The following is an 18,314-nucleotide window of genomic DNA, read 5'->3' on the forward strand; positions in this document are numbered from 1 at the left end:
GCTTCGCTCAGTAAGGGCGCGCCGCCCCGGGTCGCGTCGCTGCGCTCGCGACGACGGCGGGATCGATCGCCGAGCCGCTCACGCCAAGTCCCTGACCATATGCACGGTGACGTCGTCGTCCCGCGTCCGGCCCGGACCGTCATAGGGTTCCTCCCGTTCTACCCGGTAGCCGAGCGACCCGTAGAGGCGCAGATTCGCGACGTATTTTTTGTTTGTGTAGAGCCTGAGCCGCGCAAGCCCCGCCCCGGCGGCGATCGACTCGGCCAGTCCCAGGAGACGGGTGCCGAAGCCCCGCCCCTGGAAGGCCGGATGCACCGCCACGTTGACGATCAGCAGGTGGTCGCCCTCCCCCGTCGTCTCGATCAGTGCGGCCAGGGCGTCGCCGACCTGCAGCAGATCGAAGCGGTGGTGCCGCACGGCGTCGCGGTAATCCGCCCGCATCGGCGTCGGCAGGCGGCCGATCACCGGGATCCACTTGGTGTAGGCCGCCTCGACCAGCGCCCGGATCGCCTCCGCGTCCGCCGGCGCCCCGCGCCGGATCGCGACCGTTCCATCCATCCTGAATTCCCCGGTGGTTGACCCGGACGCGTCCATCCCCTGAAGACCCGCCCGTCGATGGGCTCCGCGTGGGGCCCCGTCGCGTTCTACGCGCACCCGTGTCGGCGGTCCCGGGTCGCGAGCCCGCTCCGCCCCTGTGAAAGGGAATTTAGTGTCGGATGGGGAAACCGTCTTCGAGATGACGGTTTCATGACACCGTGGCCGCCGAGGCGGCCCCCGGCCCCGCCGCGCGGCAATGCGGCGCCCATCCTGCACGAGAGCCCACACGCGCGATGAACATCCATGTCCGGTCCGATGACGGCCGTGAGGCCGAGCTGTTGCGGAGCCGGCGCCTGTGCAAGATCGCGGCCTCGCCGCTCGCCTATGTGCGCGGCTCGACGGCCCGGTTCTACGAATGGGTGGCGCAGTTTCCGCCCGGCACCCTGCCGGAGGGGCCGCCGGTCTGGATCTGCGGGGATTGCCACCTCGGCAATATCGGCGCCCTGGCCGATGCCGAGGGTCGGGTCCGGATGCAGATCCGGGATCTCGACCAGAGCGTCGTCGGCAACCCGGCCTTCGACCTCGTCCGGCTCACCCTCTCCCTCGTGACGGCCGGACTCACGGCACCGTTGTCCGGCCTCGTGGTCGCGCGGATGATCCGGGCGATCGCCGAGGGCTACGCCGCAGGCCTGTCCGATCCGGACGAGACCGGCGTCCCGGACGCGGATTCGGTGATCGTCGCCACGACCCGCCGCCTCGCCCATGGCCGGCGCTGGCGCCACCTGTCGAAGGAGCGGCTGCGGGGCAAATCCGCGCGGCTTCCCCGGGGCAAGCGCTTCCTCGATCTCCAGCCCGGGGAGCGCACGGGGGTCGAGGCGCTCCTGCGCGAGCCCGCCTTCGCCCGGCGGGTCCTCGGCCTCGACGCGGAAGCGCGGATCGACCTCGTCGACGCCGCCTTCTGGATCAAGGGCTGCAGCTCGCTCGGCCGGATGCGCCTCGCGGCCCTCGTCCGCATCGAAGGGGCGCAGGACCGGGCGCGGGTGGCGCTGATCGACGTGAAGGAGGCGGTGCCGCATCTCGCGCCGCTGGCGCCCGGCGCCACGATCCCCGCCGATCCCGCGCACCGCGTCGTAGCGGGCGCCCGGGCCCTGTCCCCGGCGCTCGGCGAGCGGATGATCGCCGGGCACATCGGCGCGACCCCGGTGATCGTGCGCGCCCTGCTACCGCAGGACCTCAAGATCGTCGCCGAGCAGTTCTCCAAGGGCGAGGGCGTGCGCGTCGCCAGGAGCCTCGCCGTCGTGGTCGGCCGCGCCCACGGCCGGCAGTTCGCGCCGGAGGCGCGCGCCGCGTGGCGGCGGCAGGTCGAGGAGGGGGGCTGGGACGGGCCCGCCCCGCACTGGCTGTGGTCGTCCGTCACGACGCTGATGGGCCTCCATCAGAGCGGTTACCTCGACCATTGCCGCGACGTCGCCCGCGACGAGCGCCTCGCGCCCTTCCTCTAGATCGGCCTTCCTGTCCCGCCATGCTCGCCGACCCGACCATCGAGACCTTCCTCATCCGGCTCGCCCTAAGCTTCGGCGCGGCCGCCCTGCTCGGGTGGAACCGCGAGGAGCTCGGCCACCCCGCCGGCCTGCGCACGCACGTGCTGATCTGCGTCGCCGCCTGCACGGCGATGCAGCTCGGCAACTGGCTGCTCGTGGAGACCGGCGAGACCGGCAATGGCCTGTTCAAGCTCGACCTGATGCGGCTCGCGCAGGGCGTCCTGGCCGGGATCGGCTTCATCGGCGCCGGCACGATCCTGAAGCAGGGCAACATCGTCCGCGGGGTGACGACGGCGGCGACCGTCTGGCTGGTCACCGTGATCGGCCTGTGCTTCGGCGCCGGGGCGTGGCGGCTCGGCCTGTGCGCCACCGGCGCGACCCTCGCCACCCTGCAGGGGCTGGGATGGGTCGAGCGGGCGCTCAGGCAGCGCAGCTACGGCACGATGACCGTCGCGTTCGACCCCCGCACGACCTCCCACGCGACGCTCCTGAAGGTCCTCGCCGGTGCCGGCCTCGGGATCCGCTCGCGCGTGCTGGAGGCGGATGCCGAGGCGGCAAGCCTGCGCTGCATCGGGGCCTACCGGGGGCGAGAGGCGGCGGCGTGGTCCCTGGGCCTCGTCGAGCGCCTGCGGGGTCTGCCCGGCGTCGGGCGGGTGACCTGGGAGGAGATGGGCTGAGCGGGCGGCGGTTGACCCAGCGGCGCGCCTCCCGTATGGAACCGGCCGTCGACGGGGCTCCTCAACGGGGCCCCGTCGCGTTTTCACGCGCACCCGTGGGCGGGATCCTCCCGCCCTGTCGTCCCGGACCGTGAGCGTCCGGGAAGAGGAGGGCGCGTTCCTCAATCTCGATACCGAGAGGACGCGAATACATGTCGAAGCGGATTCAGGCGAAGCACAAGCTCGACCGCCGCATGGGCCAGAACATCTGGGGCCGCCCGAAGAGCCCCGTCAACCGCCGCGAATACGGCCCCGGCCAGCACGGCCAGCGCCGCAAGGGCAAGATGAGCGACTTCGGCACGCAGCTGCGCGCCAAGCAGAAGCTCAAGGGCTATTACGGCAACATCACCGAGAAGCAGTTCCGCCGCTACTACGCCGAGGCGATCCGCCTGCGCGGCGATTCCGGCGAGAACCTAGTCGGCCTGCTCGAGCGGCGCCTGGACGCCGTGGTCTACCGGGCGAAGTTCGTGGCGACCCCGTTCGCGGCGCGCCAGTTCGTCAACCACGGCCACGTCAAGGTCAACGGCGTGCGGGTCAACATCCCGAGCTACCAGGTGAAGGCCGGCGACCTGATCGAGGTCAAGGAATCCTCCCGCCAGCTCGAGATCGTCATCGTGGCGAGCCAGCTCCCCGAGCGCGACGTGCCGGACTACATCGAGGCCGACCACGCCAAGATGACCGCCCGCGTCACCCGCATTCCCAGCCTGTCCGAGGTACCCTACCCCGTTCAGATGGAGCCGAACCTCGTCATCGAGTTCTACTCCCGCTAAGGTCTCCCCGGAGACGGTCGCGACGGAGGGGCTGCCCGGATCGGGCGGCCCCTTCGCGTTTCGGGCTCAGCAGCCGTGGCAGATCGAGCCCATCGTGTTGCGCATCCGGCCGTCCCAGGCCTTCGAGCGGGCCTCCGCGGCCTTCTGGGCCTTGATCATCTCGGCCTCGTTCACGGGCGTGGGTGGAGCCGCGGGAGAGGCGGGGGGCGGCTTGGTCTGCCCCGTGGCCGTGAGGCGGCGACCGCCGGCCGGGGCCGCGTTCGGCGACGTGTTCGCGCCTGCGCCCGGGGCGACGCTGGCTGCCGGGCTCTGCGCCAGGGCCGGCGCCGTCCCGAGCAGGAGGCCCAGGATCACCGCGTGACGAAGAACTGCCATGGACCTGCTCTCTCCCCGGCGGGGGATCGTTCGTCGCCCCCGCCTTCTTCTCCGGGTGACCTTAACCGATCCGCGTGATGAAATCATGCGGCCCGCAGGTTCGCACCCCGCAGGATCGCACCCCGCAGGATCGCCCCCCGGACGACCGCACGCCCGATGAACGATGCCCCGTCACCGCCCGTGAACCGCCGCGAGGCCGTGGCCGATGCCCTCGCCCACCTCGCCCCGCGCCTGCCGGACTTCGAGGCCGATTCCGTCCTCGGCCGGGCGCTGGCGAGCCCGGGCCTGCGCGGGGCCACCCCCGGGACCGCCGCACGCCTCGCCCTCATCGCCTATGCCCGCCACGTCTTCACCGACTACGACGACCTCCTGGCGGAGGGCTACGACCGCGACAGCGCCCGGCACTTCGTCCTCGACGACCTCAACGCCGCGCTCGCCGCCTGGGGCGCCGCCCCCGTCCCGGAGGCCGATCCGGAGGCGGGGGGCGACCCGGAGGACGACTCGCGCTGAACCGGTCGCGCCGGACGCCGTCATGCTGTAGGAACCGCCCCCGAAGCCGCCCCCCGGGCGGTTCGCGGAGTTCGGGCCAGAGCATGAAGATCAGCGCGCGCAACGTCATCAAGGGCACCGTCGTCTCCATCGACAAGGGGGCGACCACGGCCCACGTGAAGATCGAGATCAGCCCCGGCCAGGTGGTGACCGCCTCGATCACCAACGAATCGGTCGACGCCCTCAAGCTCGTCGCGGGCGGCCCGGCCTACGCGGTGATCAAGGCCTCCGACGTGATGGTCGCCGTCGACTGAGCGGCCCCGGCGCCGGGCCGGCATTGCACCGGCCCGGTGCCCGGACTACGCCGTCCCGGCAGGCCGCTGACAGAGGGGACGCCCCGTGAAGACCGTGCTCGGCATCGAGACCACCTGCGACGAGACCGCCGCCGCCGTGGTCTCCATCGACGAGGATGGCGTCGGGCAGATCCGCGCCAACGAGGTGCTGAGCCAGATCGCCGAGCACGCCGCCTATGGCGGCGTCGTGCCCGAGATCGCCGCCCGCGCCCATGTCGAGGTGCTCGACCGGCTGATCGCCCGCGCCCTCGACCGGGCCGGGATCGGCTTCCCCGACCTCGACGGGATCGCGGTGGCGGCCGGGCCCGGGCTGATCGGCGGCGTGCTGGTCGGCCTCGTCACCGCCAAGACCCTGGCGCTGGTGACCCGCAAGCCCCTGCTCGCCGTGAACCACCTGGAGGCCCACGCGCTCACCGCGCGGCTGACCGACGGGATCGCCTTCCCCTACCTCCTGCTCCTCGCCTCGGGCGGCCACACCCAGCTCGTGGCCGTGCGCGGGGTCGGCGATTACGTGCGCCTCGGCTCCACGGTGGACGACGCCATCGGCGAGGCCTTCGACAAGGCCGCCAAGCTCCTGGGCCTCGGCTATCCCGGCGGCCCCGAGGTCGAGCGCATGGCCGAATCGGGCGACCCCGAGCGCTTCGCCCTGCCCCGGCCGATGCTCGGCCGGCGCGAGGCGGATTTCTCCCTGTCGGGGCTCAAGACCGCCCTGCGGATCGAGGCCGAGCGGATCGCGCCACTCGCCGAGCGCGACGTCGCCGACCTGTGCGCGGGCTTCCAGGCCGCCGTGGTCGACGTGGTGGTGGACCGCGCCCGGGTGGCGCTGCGGGCCTTCTCGGGGGTCGCCGGCCGGCCGACCGCCCTGGTGGCGGCCGGCGGCGTCGCGGCCAACGGTGCCATCCGGCGGGCGCTGGCGGCTTTGGCCGGGGAGGCGGGCCTGGACTTCGTGGCCCCGCCCCTGCCGCTCTGCGGCGACAACGGCGCCATGATCGCCTGGGCCGGGCTGGAGCGCCTGCGGCTCGGGCTCGTGGACGACCTGACGGCGCCGGCCCGGCCCCGCTGGCCGCTCGCCGCCGACCCGGCCCGGGACGCGGTCCCGGCCGGATGACCGACGCGGACCGGCGCGCGCAGTGGCGGGACCTGGTCGCGCGCCGCCTGCCCGGGGCCGCCCGCCCGGACTGGCCGGTGCGGCTGGACCATTGCTTCGCCCGCATCCTCCTCGACAACGCCTGCGGCGGCCCCTGGCGCGACCATGTCCGCCCGCCCGCCCACGCCAACATGCCGCTGGATCGGCTGGAGGCGGCGATCGCCCTGGGCGAGGCGGTCCTCGACGGGACCGCCGATCTCGCCCTGTTGAATCGGCGGTCCCTGGCCTGGCGCGGCAAGATCGCCGGGGCGGCGGGCCCGCCGCGCGGCCAAGCGCCCGACCGGCTCGACCTCACCGGGGAGGCCCCATGAGCGCACCGATCAACGTCGTCGGCGGCGGCGCCTGGGGGACGGCGCTGGCCAACGCCGCCGCGGCCGCCGGACACCCCGTGACCCTGTGGCTGCGCGACCCGGAGGCCGCGGCCAAGCTCCAGGCCGAGCGTGAGAATCCGCGCTATCTGCCGGGCGTGCCGCTCCATGCCCGGATCCACGCGACGGCGCTCTCCGAAACACTCGCCGGCGCCCGGGCGACCCTGCTGGTCGTGCCGGCCCAGACCGTCCGCGGCGTGCTCGAGGACCTGCGCGGGCCCCTCGCCACGGCCGGTCCAGTGATCCTCTGCGCCAAGGGAATCGAGCGCGGCAGCGACAGCTTTCTGAGCGCGGTGGCCGAGGCGGTCCTGCCGCCGGGAACACCGGTGGCGGTCCTGTCCGGCCCGAGCTTCGCGGCCGACGTCGCCCGCGGCCTGCCCACCGCCGTGACCCTGGCGGCGGCCGATCCCGGCCTCGCCGCGTCGCTCTGCGCCCTGCTCTCGGGCCCGAGCGTCCGGCTCTACCACACCGACGACGTGCGCGGCGTCGAGATCGGCGGCGCTGGCAAGAACGTGCTGGCCATCGCCTGCGGGATCGTGGCGGGACGGGGGCTGGGCGAGAGCGCCCGGGCGGCCCTGATCGCCCGGGCCTTCGCCGAATTGATGCGCTTCGCCCGGGCCTTCGGCGGCCGGCCAGAGACGCTGATGGGGCTCTCGGGCCTCGGCGATCTCGTGCTCACCGCCTCCTCGCCGCAATCGCGCAACTTCGCCTTCGGGCAGCGGCTCGGCGCCGGGGCGGCCCCGGAGGAGGCCGCCGGCGGCAAGCTCGCGGAGGGCGCCTTCACGGCGGCGGCGCTCGCCGGATTGGCGGCGGCCCGGGGGATCGAGATGCCGGTGGCGCAGGCCGTCGCGGCGATCGTGTCGGGCCGGGCCGGCGTCGAGGACGTGATCGCCGGCCTGCTCGCCCGGCCGCTGCGCGGCGAGACCGATTAGGGTTCCCGAAGGTCCGGGACCCCGTGTGGGGCCCGGGCCGCCCGGGTGGCGACGCGGGGGCTCCGTCCCCGAGCCCCGCCGCAGGGCTCAGCCCTTTGGGAACCCGGTTCGGTGGGTGAGACCCTCACGCCACGGAGGCCGCCCGCTCCGGCCCGGGCCCGTGGGTGTGGGCGGCGAAGCGCGCGATCGGCGCGGGACGGCCCAGCAGGTAGCCCTGGGCGAGGGTGCAATTCTCCTGCGCCAGGAAGGACAGTTCCTCGGCCGTCTCCACCCCCTCGGCCACCACGGCGAGCCCGAGGCCCCGCCCCAGGCCGAGCACGGAGCGCACGATCGCGGCCCCCTGCGCGTTGCTGTGGACCGCCTTGATGAACGAGCGGTCGATCTTGATCCGGTCGAACGGGAAGGAGCGCAGGTTCGACAGGGACGAGTAGCCGGTGCCGAAATCGTCCATGGCGATCCGCACGCCCAGCGCCTTGAGCTGCCGCAGGGTGAGCAGCGCCCGGGCCGGATCGCGGATCAGCGCGGTCTCGGTGATCTCGATCTCCAGGCGCTCGGCCTTCAGGCCGGTCTCGAACAGGGTGCCGTGGACGAACTGCACGAAATGCGGGTTGTGGAGCTGCACCGCCGAGACGTTGACGGCGATCGCCAGGGGTTGCGGCCAGCCGGCCGCCGCCCGGCAGGCCTCGCGCAGCACCCAGGCACCGATCTCAAGGATCGCGCCGGTCTCCTCGGCGATCGGCACGAACAGGGACGGGGAGACGTCCCCGCGCTCCGGATGGTGCCAGCGCAGCAGCGCCTCGAAGCCCGTCACCGCGCCGGACTCGATCTGGGTCTGGGGCTGGTAGACGAGTTCCAGCTCGCCCCGGGACACCGCTTGGCGCAGGTCGTGTTCCAGCATGCGCCGGTCGCGGATCTGCGCGCCCATGCTGGCGTCGTAGCGGCGGCAGGTGCCCCGCCCCTCGGCCTTGGCCCGGTACAGGGCGGCGTCGGCGTAGCTCAGGAGCGCCCGCTGGTCCTCGGCGTCGTCGGGATAGACCGCGACGCCGATGCTGGTGGCGATCACCGGGCCGGAGGCCGCCGGCACCGCCGCGAGCGTGGCCAGGATTCGCTCCGCCAGCCGCTCGGCCGAGTCGCCGGTCTGGGGCGTCAGGATGGCGAACTCGTCGCCGCCGAGCCGGGCCATCAGCTGCGTGCCGTCGAGCAGGCCGCCGACCCGCAGCGCGAGGTCGCGCAGCATCGCGTCGCCGGCCGCGTGCCCGAACAGGTCGTTGACCTCCTTGAAGCGGTCGAGGTCGAGGCACAGCACGGCGAGCCGGGTCCCGAGGGCATCCGCCGCCCGCATCTCGCGCTCGATCCGCGCGTGGAAGCTGGTGCGGTTGGCGAGCCCGGTGAGGGCGTCGTGGTGGGCGAGGTACTGGATCTGGCTCTCGGCGCGGCGCCGGGCGCGCAGGTCGCGCACCGCGACGGCGTAGTGCGGCTCTCGGCCGTACTCGGCCAAGGGGCGCAGGATCACCTCCACGGGGACGAGCCCCCCGCCCGACGGGACGAGTTCCGCCTCGATCGGGTGGTCGGCCGTCCCGGCCGCGGCCGTGAGGCCCGGCAGGTAGACCGACAGGCGCGTCCCGACCAGGGCGGCCGTGTCGAGGCCGGTGAGCCGGGCGAAGGCCTCGTTGGCGCTGACGATCTGGCCGCTGCGGCACACGACGAGACCCTCGACGGCCGCGTTGGCGAGGCTGCGCAGGCGTTCGCGCTCGAACGCGGTGCGCTTGCGCTCGCGCAGATCCAGCGCGAGGGCGGCGCCGGCCAGCAGCAGGATCAGGCAGCTCGCCAGCGCCACGGCGGTGGCGAGCCATTCGGTCCGGATCGCGCTCTCCGGGATGGCTACGGCGGGATCCGGCTGGACGGTCACCGCGCCCATGCCGGTGAAATGGTGGCCGCAGATCGCCAGCATCAGCAGCCCGGCGCCGAGGGCCCGGCCGCGATAGGCGGCCGCCGACAGGCCGACCACCAGGGCCGCGGCGCCCAGCGCGCTCCCGATGACCACCGAGAGCGCCACCACCGCGGGGTTCCAGACGAGATGCCCCGGGACCTGATAGGCGGCCATGCCGGTATAGTGCATCGCCGCGATGCCGCCGCCCGCCACGGCGCCGCCGATCGCCGCCCGGATCCGGCCGCCGGTCGAGGCCAGCGCGAAGGCGAGGCCGGTGATCGCGACGGCATCGACGTAGGAGAGGAGCGTCAGCCCGACGCCGTAGCCCGACGGCAGCCCCGGCGCGTAGGCGAGCATCGCCAGGAAGTGCGTCGCCCAGATTCCCGAGCCCCCTGCCACCGCCGCCACGGCGAGCCAGGTGTAGCGGCTTCGGCCTCCGGCGCGGACGGCATGGGTCAGCAGCTCGATGGCCGCAACGCTCGCGAGGGTGCAGACCAGCGCGGCCAGCGCCACCAGCCACAGGTTGTGTTCTCCGACGAAACAGCCGACCACCGTGAGCATGAAGACAACCACAGATAGTTAGAGCATGATCATGTTCGTAATGATGGCAAAGATCATTTAATATTCAGCGAATGACAGATTTTTAAAGATCTCTACAAACATAGATCGGCTTTTTCCCCGGCGGCGGAACCCGAGTCGCGTCCGGTTCCGCGACCCGGCGCCTCCGCCCGACGGCCGCCAACCGGCCGCACCCGCGCGGTATCCGGCCTGTTCCCCGGGGACGAAGCTGGGCTATGGCAGGGCCCGCCGCCGCGACGGGCGGGGCCCTGGAGACACGCGGCGATGGCGCACTGGCTGTTCAAATCCGAGCCCGCGACCTGGTCGTGGGACCAGCAGGTCGCGGCCGGGACGGCCGGGACGCACTGGAACGGCGTGCGCAACCATCTCGCCAAGAAGCACCTGATGGCCATGCAGGTCGGCGAGCAGGGCTTCTTCTATCACTCGAACGCGGGCAAGGCGGTGGTCGGCATCGTCGCGGTGATCCGCCCCTACTACCCCGACCATACCGACGAGACCGGCCGCTTCGGCATGGTCGACCTGGCGGCCGTGCGGGCGATGCCCCGCCCCGTGGCGCTGGACGCGATCAAGGCCGACCCGGCGCTCTCCGCCATGGTCCTGGTCAACAATTCCCGCCTGTCGGTGCAGCCGGTGACCGAGGCCGAATGGGCCCGGGTCTGCGCCCTGGGCGGGCTCGATTGAGACCAATCCCCCGGCGTGCGGGTCAGGCCGCCCGGGTCAGGGCGCCCTTGGCCGGCGCCGGGGCCTGCGGGTCGAGGTCGAGGGGCAGCATCGTGTCCATCACCCGGCTGGCCGGCAGCGTCACCACCACCTCGGTGCCCTCGCGGGGTTTCGAGGACAGCTGGAACTGCCCGCCATGCAGTTCCACCAGACCCTTCACGATCGGCAGGCCGAGCCCGGAGCCCTGCTCGGCGGTCTTGATCGCCAGGGAGCCGCGGCCGAACGACGACAGGACCGTGCCGAGCTCGTCCTCGGGGATGCCGGGGCCGCTATCCTTCACCGACACGTACTGCCCGCCCGAGGCGGTCCAGCCGACCTTCAGCCAGATCGCGCCGCCCGGGGGGGTGAACTTCACGGCGTTCGACAGGAGGTTGAGGACGATCTGGCGCAAGGCCCGCTCGTCCGCCCAGAGCCGCGGCAGGGCGTCGTCGACCAGCCCGTGGAAGGTCTGGTTCTTCGCCTTGGCGCGCAGACCCATCATGTGGCGGCACTCCTCCACCACGTAGGCGAGCTGCACCGGCTCCTCGTTGAGTTCGTAGCGCCCCGCCTCGATCCGCGACAGGTCGAGGATCTCGTTGATCAGGTTGAGGAGGTGCATGCCGCTGTCGTGGATGTCGTTGGAGTATTCCCGGTAGGACGGCGCCGTGTGGATGCCGAACACCTCGTTCTTCATTACCTCCGAGAAGCCCAGGATGGCGTTGAGCGGCGTGCGCAGCTCGTGGCTCATGGTGGCCAGGAACCGCGACTTCGCGAGGTTGGCCTCCTCGGCCCGGCGGCGGGCCTCGTCGGAATTGGCCTTGGCCTGCTCCAACTCGCCGAACACCGCGTCCTTCTCGGCGCGGGAGCGCAGGGCCCCCACCGTCGAGGTGTAGAGGCGGCGGGACAGGCTGAGGAAGAACAGCTGCGCGCCGCCGGCCATCGTGACGAGGAGGAGCCCGTCCATCTCGCGGAAGAAGGCGGCGAGCGACGCGGTGGCCAGCGCCAGCGGCACCAAGGCGGCGACGGCCGCGAGCGGCACCGTCGCGGCCAGCATCGTGGTGACCGCGGAGGCGATGACGAGGCCGAACAGCGCGAAGGTCCAGCCGCCGGTGGCGCCGAGCCCGATCATCGCCGACCACGACAGGCTCTGCAGCACCTCGCCGATCAGGAAGCGGCGGCGCCAGCGCGCCAGCGGGATCGTCGCCGGGTCGGCCTGCAGGAAGCGCCGGCTCAACGTGGTGTTGATCGCGATCAACACGAGCACGGCCAGGGCCCAGGATGCGGTGACCGGCGGCGCGATCCAGAACGTCGCCGCCGTGGCGAGCGCCGCCGCGAGCAGCGCCAGCGCGAGGCCGGCCCCGGCCCGGTACTCGGCATAGTGGCGCAGCAGCTCGTAATCGAAGGCCCGTTCGAGGCCGGTCTGCGAGGTCAGCTTCTCGCGGGCCGAGCGGATCTCGCGGGCGACCCCGAGGCGGCGGGCGGCCTCCTGCGTCGAGGGGCCGCGACCGCGCTGGACCATCTCGACGGTGAGATCGGACATGCGCGTGGTGAGACTCGGGAAGGGCGGTGCCGGCCGGGATTCGCTCGCCGAGAATGCGGCGGATATGTTAAGAAGCACCTGCCGCCATCGCTCGGATCTTAAGGATTCCGGCCTGGACGCGACCGCCGGACATCCGGCCCGACGTGCGCTGGCGCACAGCGTGCAGGCCGTGACGATCGCTAGCGTCGCGCATGGCTCCCAGCGGGCCGCGCGGCGCGCAATCCGGACGCCGCGGCGTCCAGCGCCGATGAGAGGGTGTCGACCATGCCGAAACTCACCGTCAACGGCGTCGCACACCTGATCGACGCCGACCCCGACATGCCGCTGCTCTGGGTCCTGCGCGACCGGCTCGACGCCACCGGCACGAAATACGGCTGCGGCATCGCCCAATGCGGCGCCTGCACGGTCCATCTCGACGGCCAGCCGGTTCGCTCCTGCCAGACACGGCTGGGCGATGTCGGTGCTGCGCAGATCACGACCATCGAGGGCGTGTCGGGCCGGGTCGCCGAGGCGGTCCAGGCGGCATGGCGAAAGCTGGACGTTGTCCAGTGCGGCTACTGCCAGTCCGGCCAGATCATGTCGGCGATCGGCCTCCTGTCCGGCAACGCCAGGCCCAACGACGCCGATATCGACGGCGCCATGGACGGCAACATCTGCCGCTGCGGCACCTACCAGCGGATCCGGGCGGCGATCCACGAGGCTGCCCGAAGCCTCGCCTGATCTCGCCCTGATCGGCCCCTCCCAGCGGTCCTGACCGGAGCCTCGCCGCCATGCTGAACGCCCGTCGACCGAGCCGCCTGCCCGCCCCCCGACCCAGCCGCCGCGGCCTCCTCGCGGGGGCCGGCGCCCTCGTGGTGGCGTTCCGGCTCGACCCCAAATCCGCCCGCGCCGCCGCCGGCCCGAACCTCGCCGACGTCAAGGCGCAGCCCAACGCCTTCGTGCGGATCGCCCCGGACGACACCGTCACGGTGGTGATCAAGCATCTCGACATGGGCCAGGGGAACACCACCGGCCTCGCCACGATCCTGGCTGACGAACTCGGCGCCGACTGGAAGAATGTCCGCACCGCGTTCGCGCCCGCCGACGCGACGCTCTACAACAACAGCCTGATGGGCCCGATCCAGGGCACCGGCGGCTCCACCGCGGTGGCCAATTCCTGGTTCCAGCTGCGCAAGGCCGGTGCCGCCGCCCGCGAGATGCTGATGGCCGAGGCCGCCTACCGCTGGAAGGTTCCGGTCGCGCAGATCACGGTCGAGAAGGGCGTCGTCAGCCACGCGCCGTCCGGCCGGCAGGCCCGGTTCGGCGAGCTCGCGGCCTCGGCGGCCTCCCTGCCGGTGCCCTCGGAGCCGCGGCTCAAGGATCCGAGCGAATGGCGGCTGATCGGCCAGACGATCCCGCGCCTCGATTCCGTGGCCAAGACCGACGGCACGGCCACCTACTCCCTGGATATCCGCCGCCCCGACCAGGTGACCGCCCTGGTGGCCCGCGCCCCGCGCTTCGGCGCCACCGTGAAGGCCTTCGACGCGACGGCCGCCCGCAAGGTCGCCGGGGTGCTCGCCGTGGTGCAGGTGCCGACCGGCGTGGCGGTGATCGCCCGCGACACCTGGGCGGCCATGAAGGGCCGCGAGGCCCTCACGATCACCTGGGACGAGAGCACCGCCGAGACCCGCTCGTCCGAGGCGATCCTCGCCGAGTACCGGGAGCGCGCCAAGGGCCCCGGCCTGACGGCCTCCGAGCGCGGCGACCCGCAGGCGGCGCTCAAGGGGGCCGCCACGGTGATCGAGGCCGAGTTCACCTTCCCCTACCTCGCCCACGCGGCGATGGAGCCCCTGAACGCCACGATCGAAAAGGCGGCCGACGGCGGATACGACGTCTACGCGGGCTTTCAGTTCCAGACCATCGAGCAGGCCACCATGGCGGCGATCCTCGGGGTGACGCCCGACCGGGTGCGGCTGCACAGCAACTGGGCCGGCGGCTCCTTCGGCCGCCGGGCGACCCCCACCGCCGATTACCTCGCGGAGGCCGCCACGGTCCTGAAGGCCTATGGCGAGAAGGCCCCGGTCCACCTCATCTGGACCCGCGAGGACGACATGGCCGGCGGCTACTACCGCCCGACCGTGCTGCACCGGGTCCGGGCCGGCATCGACGCCAAGGGCGCGGTGGTCGGCTGGGACCACGTCATGGTCGGAAAGTCGATCATGATCGGCTCGCCCTTCGAGGCGATGATCGTCAAGAACGGCATCGATTCGACCACCGTGGAGGGCGCCTCCGACACCCCCTACGCGCTGCCGGCCTACCGGTTCGGCGTCCATAACGGCCGCGAGGGCGTGCCGGTCCTGTGGTGGCGCTCGGTCGGCCACAGCCACACGGCCCACGTGATGGAGGTGATGATCGACGAGCTGGCCCACGCCGCGAACGTCGATCCGGTGGCCTACCGGCTGTCGCTGCTCGCCCAGGCGCCGCGGCTCGCCGGCGTGCTCCGGCTCGCCGCCGACAAGGCCGGCTGGACGGAGAAGCCTGGGGCGAAGGGCCGCGGCCTCGGGGTCGCGGTCCACGAATCCTTCGGCTCCTACGTCGCCATGGTGGCCGACGTCAGCGCGCAGGAGGCCGGGATCCGGGTCAACCGGATCGTGGCGGCGGTGGATGTCGGCGTGCCGGTCAACCCGGATGTGATCCGCGCGCAGGTCGAGGGCGCGGTCGGCTTCGCCCTGTCGTCGGTCCTGCGCAACCGCATCACCCTGAAGGAGGGCCGGGTGCAGGAGCGCAATTTCGACGCCTACGCGCCCACCCGGATGAGCGAGATGCCCAAGGTCGAGGTGCACATCGTGCCGAGCCAGGTGGCGCCCACCGGGATCGGCGAGCCGGGCGTGCCCGTTTTGGGTCCGGCGATCGCAAACGCGGTCTTCGCCGCCACCGGCCAACGCCTGCGCGCGCTGCCCCTCGACCTGTCGGGCGTGAAGGGCGCGTGAGGAATCGCACCGTCCAGCGGCTTCGGGCGGCGTAAAACGTTCACGCCTTCCCCCAAGGCAAGAGACCCGACTGAAGACGGCGCGGCGCGACACCGCGCCGTTTCTTTTTTGCGCGGCACCGCGCCATCTCCGGGCGATGCCCGCCTTCGAAGACACCGCCGCCCGCCTGCGTGCCTGCCGCCTCTGCCGGGACAGCCCGCTCTACGGGCCGCCCCTGCCCCAGGAGCCCCGGCCGATCGTGCAGGGCAGCACCGGCGCCCGCCTCTGCGTGGCGAGCCAGGCCCCGGGCACCCGGGCCCATCGCACCGGCCTGCCCTTCATGGACCCGTCGGGGGTTCGGCTGCGCGCCTGGCTCGGCCTGGACGAGGCGCAGTTCTACGATCCCGCGAAGGTCGCCATCGTGCCGATGGGCGCCTGCTTCCCCGGACTCGACGCCAAGGGCGGCGACCGGCCGCCGCGCCGGGAATGTGCCGAGCGCTGGCGGGCGGAGCTGTTCTCCGGCCTGCCGGACCTCGACCTGATCCTGGTGATCGGCCAGTACGCGCAAGGATGGCACCTGGGAAAGCCGGAGGGCGGATTGACCGGCACGGTCCGGCGCTGGCGGGCGATCCTGTCCGCGCCGCGCCGCCCCCGAATCCTGCCCCTGCCCCACCCGTCCTGGCGCAACAACGGCTGGCTCAAGCGCGAGCCCTGGTTCGAGGCGGAGTTGCTGCCGGTGCTGAAGGCCGAGGTGGCGCGGGTGCTGGCGGGATGAGGCTCCGTCGCCGGATCCGCCCGGGACTCGACGGTTCGGCGCGACCGATCCGACCGACACCCCCGCGCGTGGCCGGAAACGCGCCGGAGCGTCTGAAGCTTTGCCGGGTTCCTCCGGAGGATCGCCGAACGGACCCCGGCGACGCGCAGCCAGGCTCAGGACGGGAGATTTCGCCGCTCATCCGGTTGGGATCATGCGGTCGAACCCGCCCTCAACCCCCCGGCACCCACCCGCTCCGCGCGTCCGCCCCTACGCCTGCCGCCGTGAGAACCAGGACCGTGCGGCCGGGCAGCGGCACGGCGGCGCCGGCCGCGTAGGACGGAGCATCCGGCGGGACCGCGCCGGTGGGCGTCCCCGTGTCGAAGACCGGGCTCCACGGGCCGCCGACCACCTGGGCCAGGTGGAAGTCGCAGGCCCCCGCCCCGGCGTTGAACAGCATCAGCAGGCGGTCGCCCGGCTCGCCGTCGTTGCCGATCTGCATGCCGAAGACCTGGAGCCCGTCGTCGGACCAGTGGCGGTCCCCCATCTCGGTGCCCTCGGGGGCGAGCCAATGCACGTCGCGCAGGGGCTCGCCCCGGTCGATCAGCGCGCCGGTGAAGAAGCGCCGCCGCCGCAGGGCTGCCTGAGCCCGGCGCTGAGCCAGCAGGTTGGCGACGAACTCCGTGAGGTGTGGGTCCGGATCGGTGCTCCAATCCATCCAGCTCGTCGGGTTGTCCTGGGCATAGGCGTTGTTGTTGCCGCCCTGGCTGCGCGAGCGCTCGTCGCCCATCAGCAGCATCGGCACGCCCTGGGCCAGCATCACGGTGGCCAGCATGTTGCGCTTCTGGCGGGCGCGCAGGGCCAGGATATCCGGGTCGTCGGTGTCGCCCTCGACGCCGTAATTGCGGCTGACGTTGTGGTTATGGCCGTCGCGGTTGTCCTCGCCGTTGGCCGCGTTGTGCTTCTCCTCGTAGGCCACCGTGTCGGCGAGGGTGTAGCCGTCGTGGCTCGCGATGAAATTGACGCTGGCCAGCGGCGAGCGCCGGGACGGCGCGAACACCTCGCGCGAGCCGGTCAGCCCCTGGGTGACCTTGGCCAGCGTACCGGAATCGCCCTTCCAGAAGCCCCGCATGGCGTCGCGGAACTTGTCGTTCCACTCGCTCCAGCCGCGCGGGTAGCCGCCGAGCTGATAGCCCCCCTCCCCGATATCCCAGGGCTCAGCCACCATCTTGACCCGCGCGAGCACCGGATCCTGCGCCACCGCCTGGAAGAAGGCCGCCTCCGGGGTGAAGGCTTGGGGCGCGCGCCCGAGGCTCGAGGCGAGGTCGAAGCGGAAGCCCGCGATGCCGTAGGCGCTCACCCAGTGGCGCAGGGAATCCAGCACCAGCTGCATTACCCGCGGGTGGCTCACGTCGAGGGTGTTGCCGCAGCCGGTGCAGTCGATGGTGCGGCGTGGATCGGCCGGGTCGAGCTTGTAGTAGCTGGCATTGTCGATGCCGCGGAACGCCAGGGTCGGCCCGGTATGGTCGCCCTCGGCGGTGTGGTTGTAGACCACGTCGAGCCAGGTCTCGATCCCGGCGGCGTTCAGCTCCCGGATCGCCGCCTTCAGGCTGCCGGGCCCGCCCTCCCCCAGATAGCGCGGATCCGGGGCGAAATAGCTCACGGGTTGATAGCCCCAGAAATTGACGAGGCCCCGCTCGACCAGGAAGCGGTCGTCCGCGAAGCCCTGGATCGGCAGCAGCTCCAGGGCTGTGATGCCGAGCTTGACGAGGTGCTCGATGATCGCCGGGTGGGCGAGCGCCGCGTAGGTGCCGCGCTCGGCCTCGGGGATGGCCGGATGGGTGCGGGTCAGCGCCTTGACGTGCGCCTCGTACACCACCGTCTCGGCGAGCGGCCGGCGCACGGGTGTGAGGGCGAGGTCGGGCACCTCGGGGGCGGTGACCACGCATTTCGGCATGTAGAGCGCGCTGTCGCGCCGGTCGATCCGGTCCTCGCGCCGGCTCTCGCCGCCCCTGCGGTGCCCGTAGAGGGCGTCGTGCCAGCGGATCCGGCCGCGGATCTCCCGTGCGTAGGGGTCGAGCACCAGCTTCGACGGGTTGAAGCGGTGGCCGGCGGACGGCTCCCAGGGGCCGTGCACCCGATAGCCGTAGAGCTGCCCCGGCAGCACCCCGCGCAGGTAGCCGTGCCAGACGTCGTCGGTCCGGCCGGGCAGCCGGACGGTGCGGGTCTCGTGCCGCTCCCCGGGCTCGAACAGGCAGATATCGACCGCGGTGGCGTGCTCGGAGAACAGGGCGAAATTGACCCCGCGCCCGTCGAAATGCGCCCCGAGCGGCGCCGGGACCCCGTCGTCGACGGCGATCATGGGCGGAGTCCGGGCGTGAACGTGACGGTCGAAGACGGGCCGTGCAACGTCATGGTCTCAAAAGGTCTTCGACCTTTTGTGGGTGCCGGGCAAAATCCTGCCGGGTTCGGGCGACGCCCGACATCGGGGCTCTGCCCCGAGAGCCCGCCAATGGGATGATCCCTCTGAAAACCCGGGACAGTGAAGGTTCCACCGCCGGCTACTCGGCGGCCGCCGCGGCGGTGGGCGGCTCGCGCTCGACCGTGCGGAAATTCTCGAGTTCCGCCAGGAAGTT

16 protein-coding genes and 1 pseudogene are annotated in these 18,314 nt (G+C 72.5%); 12 read left to right on the forward strand and 5 right to left on the reverse strand.

The features are described from left to right. Window positions 1–78 precede the first annotated feature (78 nt). A complete protein-coding gene (locus MKK69_RS29445; protein ID WP_243973709.1) occupies window positions 79–558 on the reverse strand; it encodes a GNAT family N-acetyltransferase in 480 nt (159 codons plus the stop codon). 272 nt (window positions 559–830) lie between these two features. On the opposite strand from MKK69_RS29445, the gene MKK69_RS29450 reads away from it, so the two are divergent. From MKK69_RS29450 to rpsD, 3 genes are all read left to right on the forward strand, one after another. After that, the gene (locus tag MKK69_RS29450) at window positions 831–2,039 is read left to right on the forward strand and encodes a DUF2252 family protein (RefSeq protein ID WP_243973710.1); all 1,209 of its coding nucleotides are present in this window, start codon (window positions 831–833) and stop codon (window positions 2,037–2,039) included. 20 nt (window positions 2,040–2,059) lie between these two features. Then, window positions 2,060–2,755, forward strand: coding sequence for an MgtC/SapB family protein (locus tag MKK69_RS29455; RefSeq protein ID WP_243973711.1), 696 nt, complete (start codon window positions 2,060–2,062; stop codon window positions 2,753–2,755). Between the two features lie 191 nt (window positions 2,756–2,946). Then, window positions 2,947–3,564 (forward strand): 30S ribosomal protein S4, encoded by a 618-nt coding sequence (gene rpsD / locus MKK69_RS29460; protein ID WP_243973712.1) that lies wholly within the window; start codon window positions 2,947–2,949, stop codon window positions 3,562–3,564. 66 nt (window positions 3,565–3,630) lie between these two features. Here the strand turns inward: rpsD and MKK69_RS29465 are convergent, their stop codons facing one another. After that, window positions 3,631–3,939 carry a hypothetical protein gene (locus tag MKK69_RS29465; RefSeq protein ID WP_243973713.1) on the reverse strand — a complete coding sequence of 103 codons (309 nt, stop codon included), beginning with the start codon at window positions 3,937–3,939 and terminating at the stop codon, window positions 3,631–3,633. Between the two features lie 156 nt (window positions 3,940–4,095). On the opposite strand from MKK69_RS29465, the gene MKK69_RS29470 reads away from it, so the two are divergent. The 5 genes and pseudogenes from MKK69_RS29470 to MKK69_RS29490 all read left to right on the forward strand — a co-directional run bounded on the left by MKK69_RS29470 (window position 4,096) and on the right by MKK69_RS29490 (window position 7,228). Beyond that, window positions 4,096–4,449, forward strand: coding sequence for a DUF2293 domain-containing protein (locus tag MKK69_RS29470; protein ID WP_243973714.1), 354 nt, complete (start codon window positions 4,096–4,098; stop codon window positions 4,447–4,449). An 83-nt stretch (window positions 4,450–4,532) separates the two neighbouring features. Then, the gene (locus MKK69_RS29475) at window positions 4,533–4,742 is read left to right on the forward strand and encodes a molybdopterin-binding protein (RefSeq protein ID WP_243973715.1); all 210 of its coding nucleotides are present in this window, start codon (window positions 4,533–4,535) and stop codon (window positions 4,740–4,742) included. Between the two features lie 85 nt (window positions 4,743–4,827). Next, entirely contained in the window at window positions 4,828–5,889 is a 1,062-nt protein-coding gene (gene tsaD / locus MKK69_RS29480; protein ID WP_243973716.1) for a tRNA (adenosine(37)-N6)-threonylcarbamoyltransferase complex transferase subunit TsaD, read from the forward strand. Beyond that, window positions 5,886–6,188, forward strand: a pseudogene (locus tag MKK69_RS29485) (N-acetyltransferase); the annotation flags it as partial. The gene tsaD and the pseudogene MKK69_RS29485, both read left to right, overlap by 4 nt. A 47-nt stretch (window positions 6,189–6,235) precedes the next feature. Next, on the forward strand, window positions 6,236–7,228 hold the full coding sequence (locus MKK69_RS29490; protein ID WP_243973717.1) for an NAD(P)H-dependent glycerol-3-phosphate dehydrogenase: 993 nt from the start codon (window positions 6,236–6,238) through the stop codon (window positions 7,226–7,228). Window positions 7,229–7,352: 124 nt separating this feature from the next. Here the strand turns inward: MKK69_RS29490 and MKK69_RS29495 are convergent, their stop codons facing one another. After that, window positions 7,353–9,719, reverse strand: a complete 2,367-nt coding sequence (locus MKK69_RS29495) for an EAL domain-containing protein (RefSeq protein WP_243973718.1) — start codon at window positions 9,717–9,719, stop codon at window positions 7,353–7,355. Between the two features lie 282 nt (window positions 9,720–10,001). On the opposite strand from MKK69_RS29495, the gene MKK69_RS29500 reads away from it, so the two are divergent. Beyond that, window positions 10,002–10,418, forward strand: a complete 417-nt coding sequence (locus MKK69_RS29500) for an EVE domain-containing protein (RefSeq protein WP_243973719.1) — start codon at window positions 10,002–10,004, stop codon at window positions 10,416–10,418. Window positions 10,419–10,440: 22 nt separating this feature from the next. Here the strand turns inward: MKK69_RS29500 and MKK69_RS29505 are convergent, their stop codons facing one another. After that, window positions 10,441–11,976: a sensor histidine kinase gene (locus tag MKK69_RS29505; protein WP_243973720.1), complete on the reverse strand. Its 1,536-nt coding sequence runs from the start codon at window positions 11,974–11,976 to the stop codon at window positions 10,441–10,443. Between the two features lie 264 nt (window positions 11,977–12,240). On the opposite strand from MKK69_RS29505, the gene MKK69_RS29510 reads away from it, so the two are divergent. From MKK69_RS29510 to MKK69_RS29520, 3 genes are all read left to right on the forward strand, one after another. Beyond that, entirely contained in the window at window positions 12,241–12,696 is a 456-nt protein-coding gene (locus tag MKK69_RS29510) for a (2Fe-2S)-binding protein (protein WP_243973721.1), read from the forward strand. Between the two features lie 50 nt (window positions 12,697–12,746). Next, on the forward strand, window positions 12,747–14,945 hold the full coding sequence (locus MKK69_RS29515; RefSeq protein WP_243973722.1) for a xanthine dehydrogenase family protein molybdopterin-binding subunit: 2,199 nt from the start codon (window positions 12,747–12,749) through the stop codon (window positions 14,943–14,945). A 136-nt stretch (window positions 14,946–15,081) separates the two neighbouring features. Beyond that, window positions 15,082–15,699, forward strand: a complete 618-nt coding sequence (locus MKK69_RS29520) for a uracil-DNA glycosylase family protein (protein WP_243973723.1) — start codon at window positions 15,082–15,084, stop codon at window positions 15,697–15,699. Between the two features lie 211 nt (window positions 15,700–15,910). Here MKK69_RS29520 and glgX read toward each other — a convergent pair whose 3' ends face one another. After that, window positions 15,911–18,040 (reverse strand): glycogen debranching protein GlgX, encoded by a 2,130-nt coding sequence (gene glgX / locus MKK69_RS29525; protein ID WP_243973724.1) that lies wholly within the window; start codon window positions 18,038–18,040, stop codon window positions 15,911–15,913. Window positions 18,041–18,314 lie beyond the last annotated feature (274 nt).

Origin of the sequence: Methylobacterium sp. J-026, assembly GCF_022829585.1 — a bacterium.
GTDB lineage: Bacteria > Pseudomonadota > Alphaproteobacteria > Rhizobiales > Beijerinckiaceae > Methylobacterium.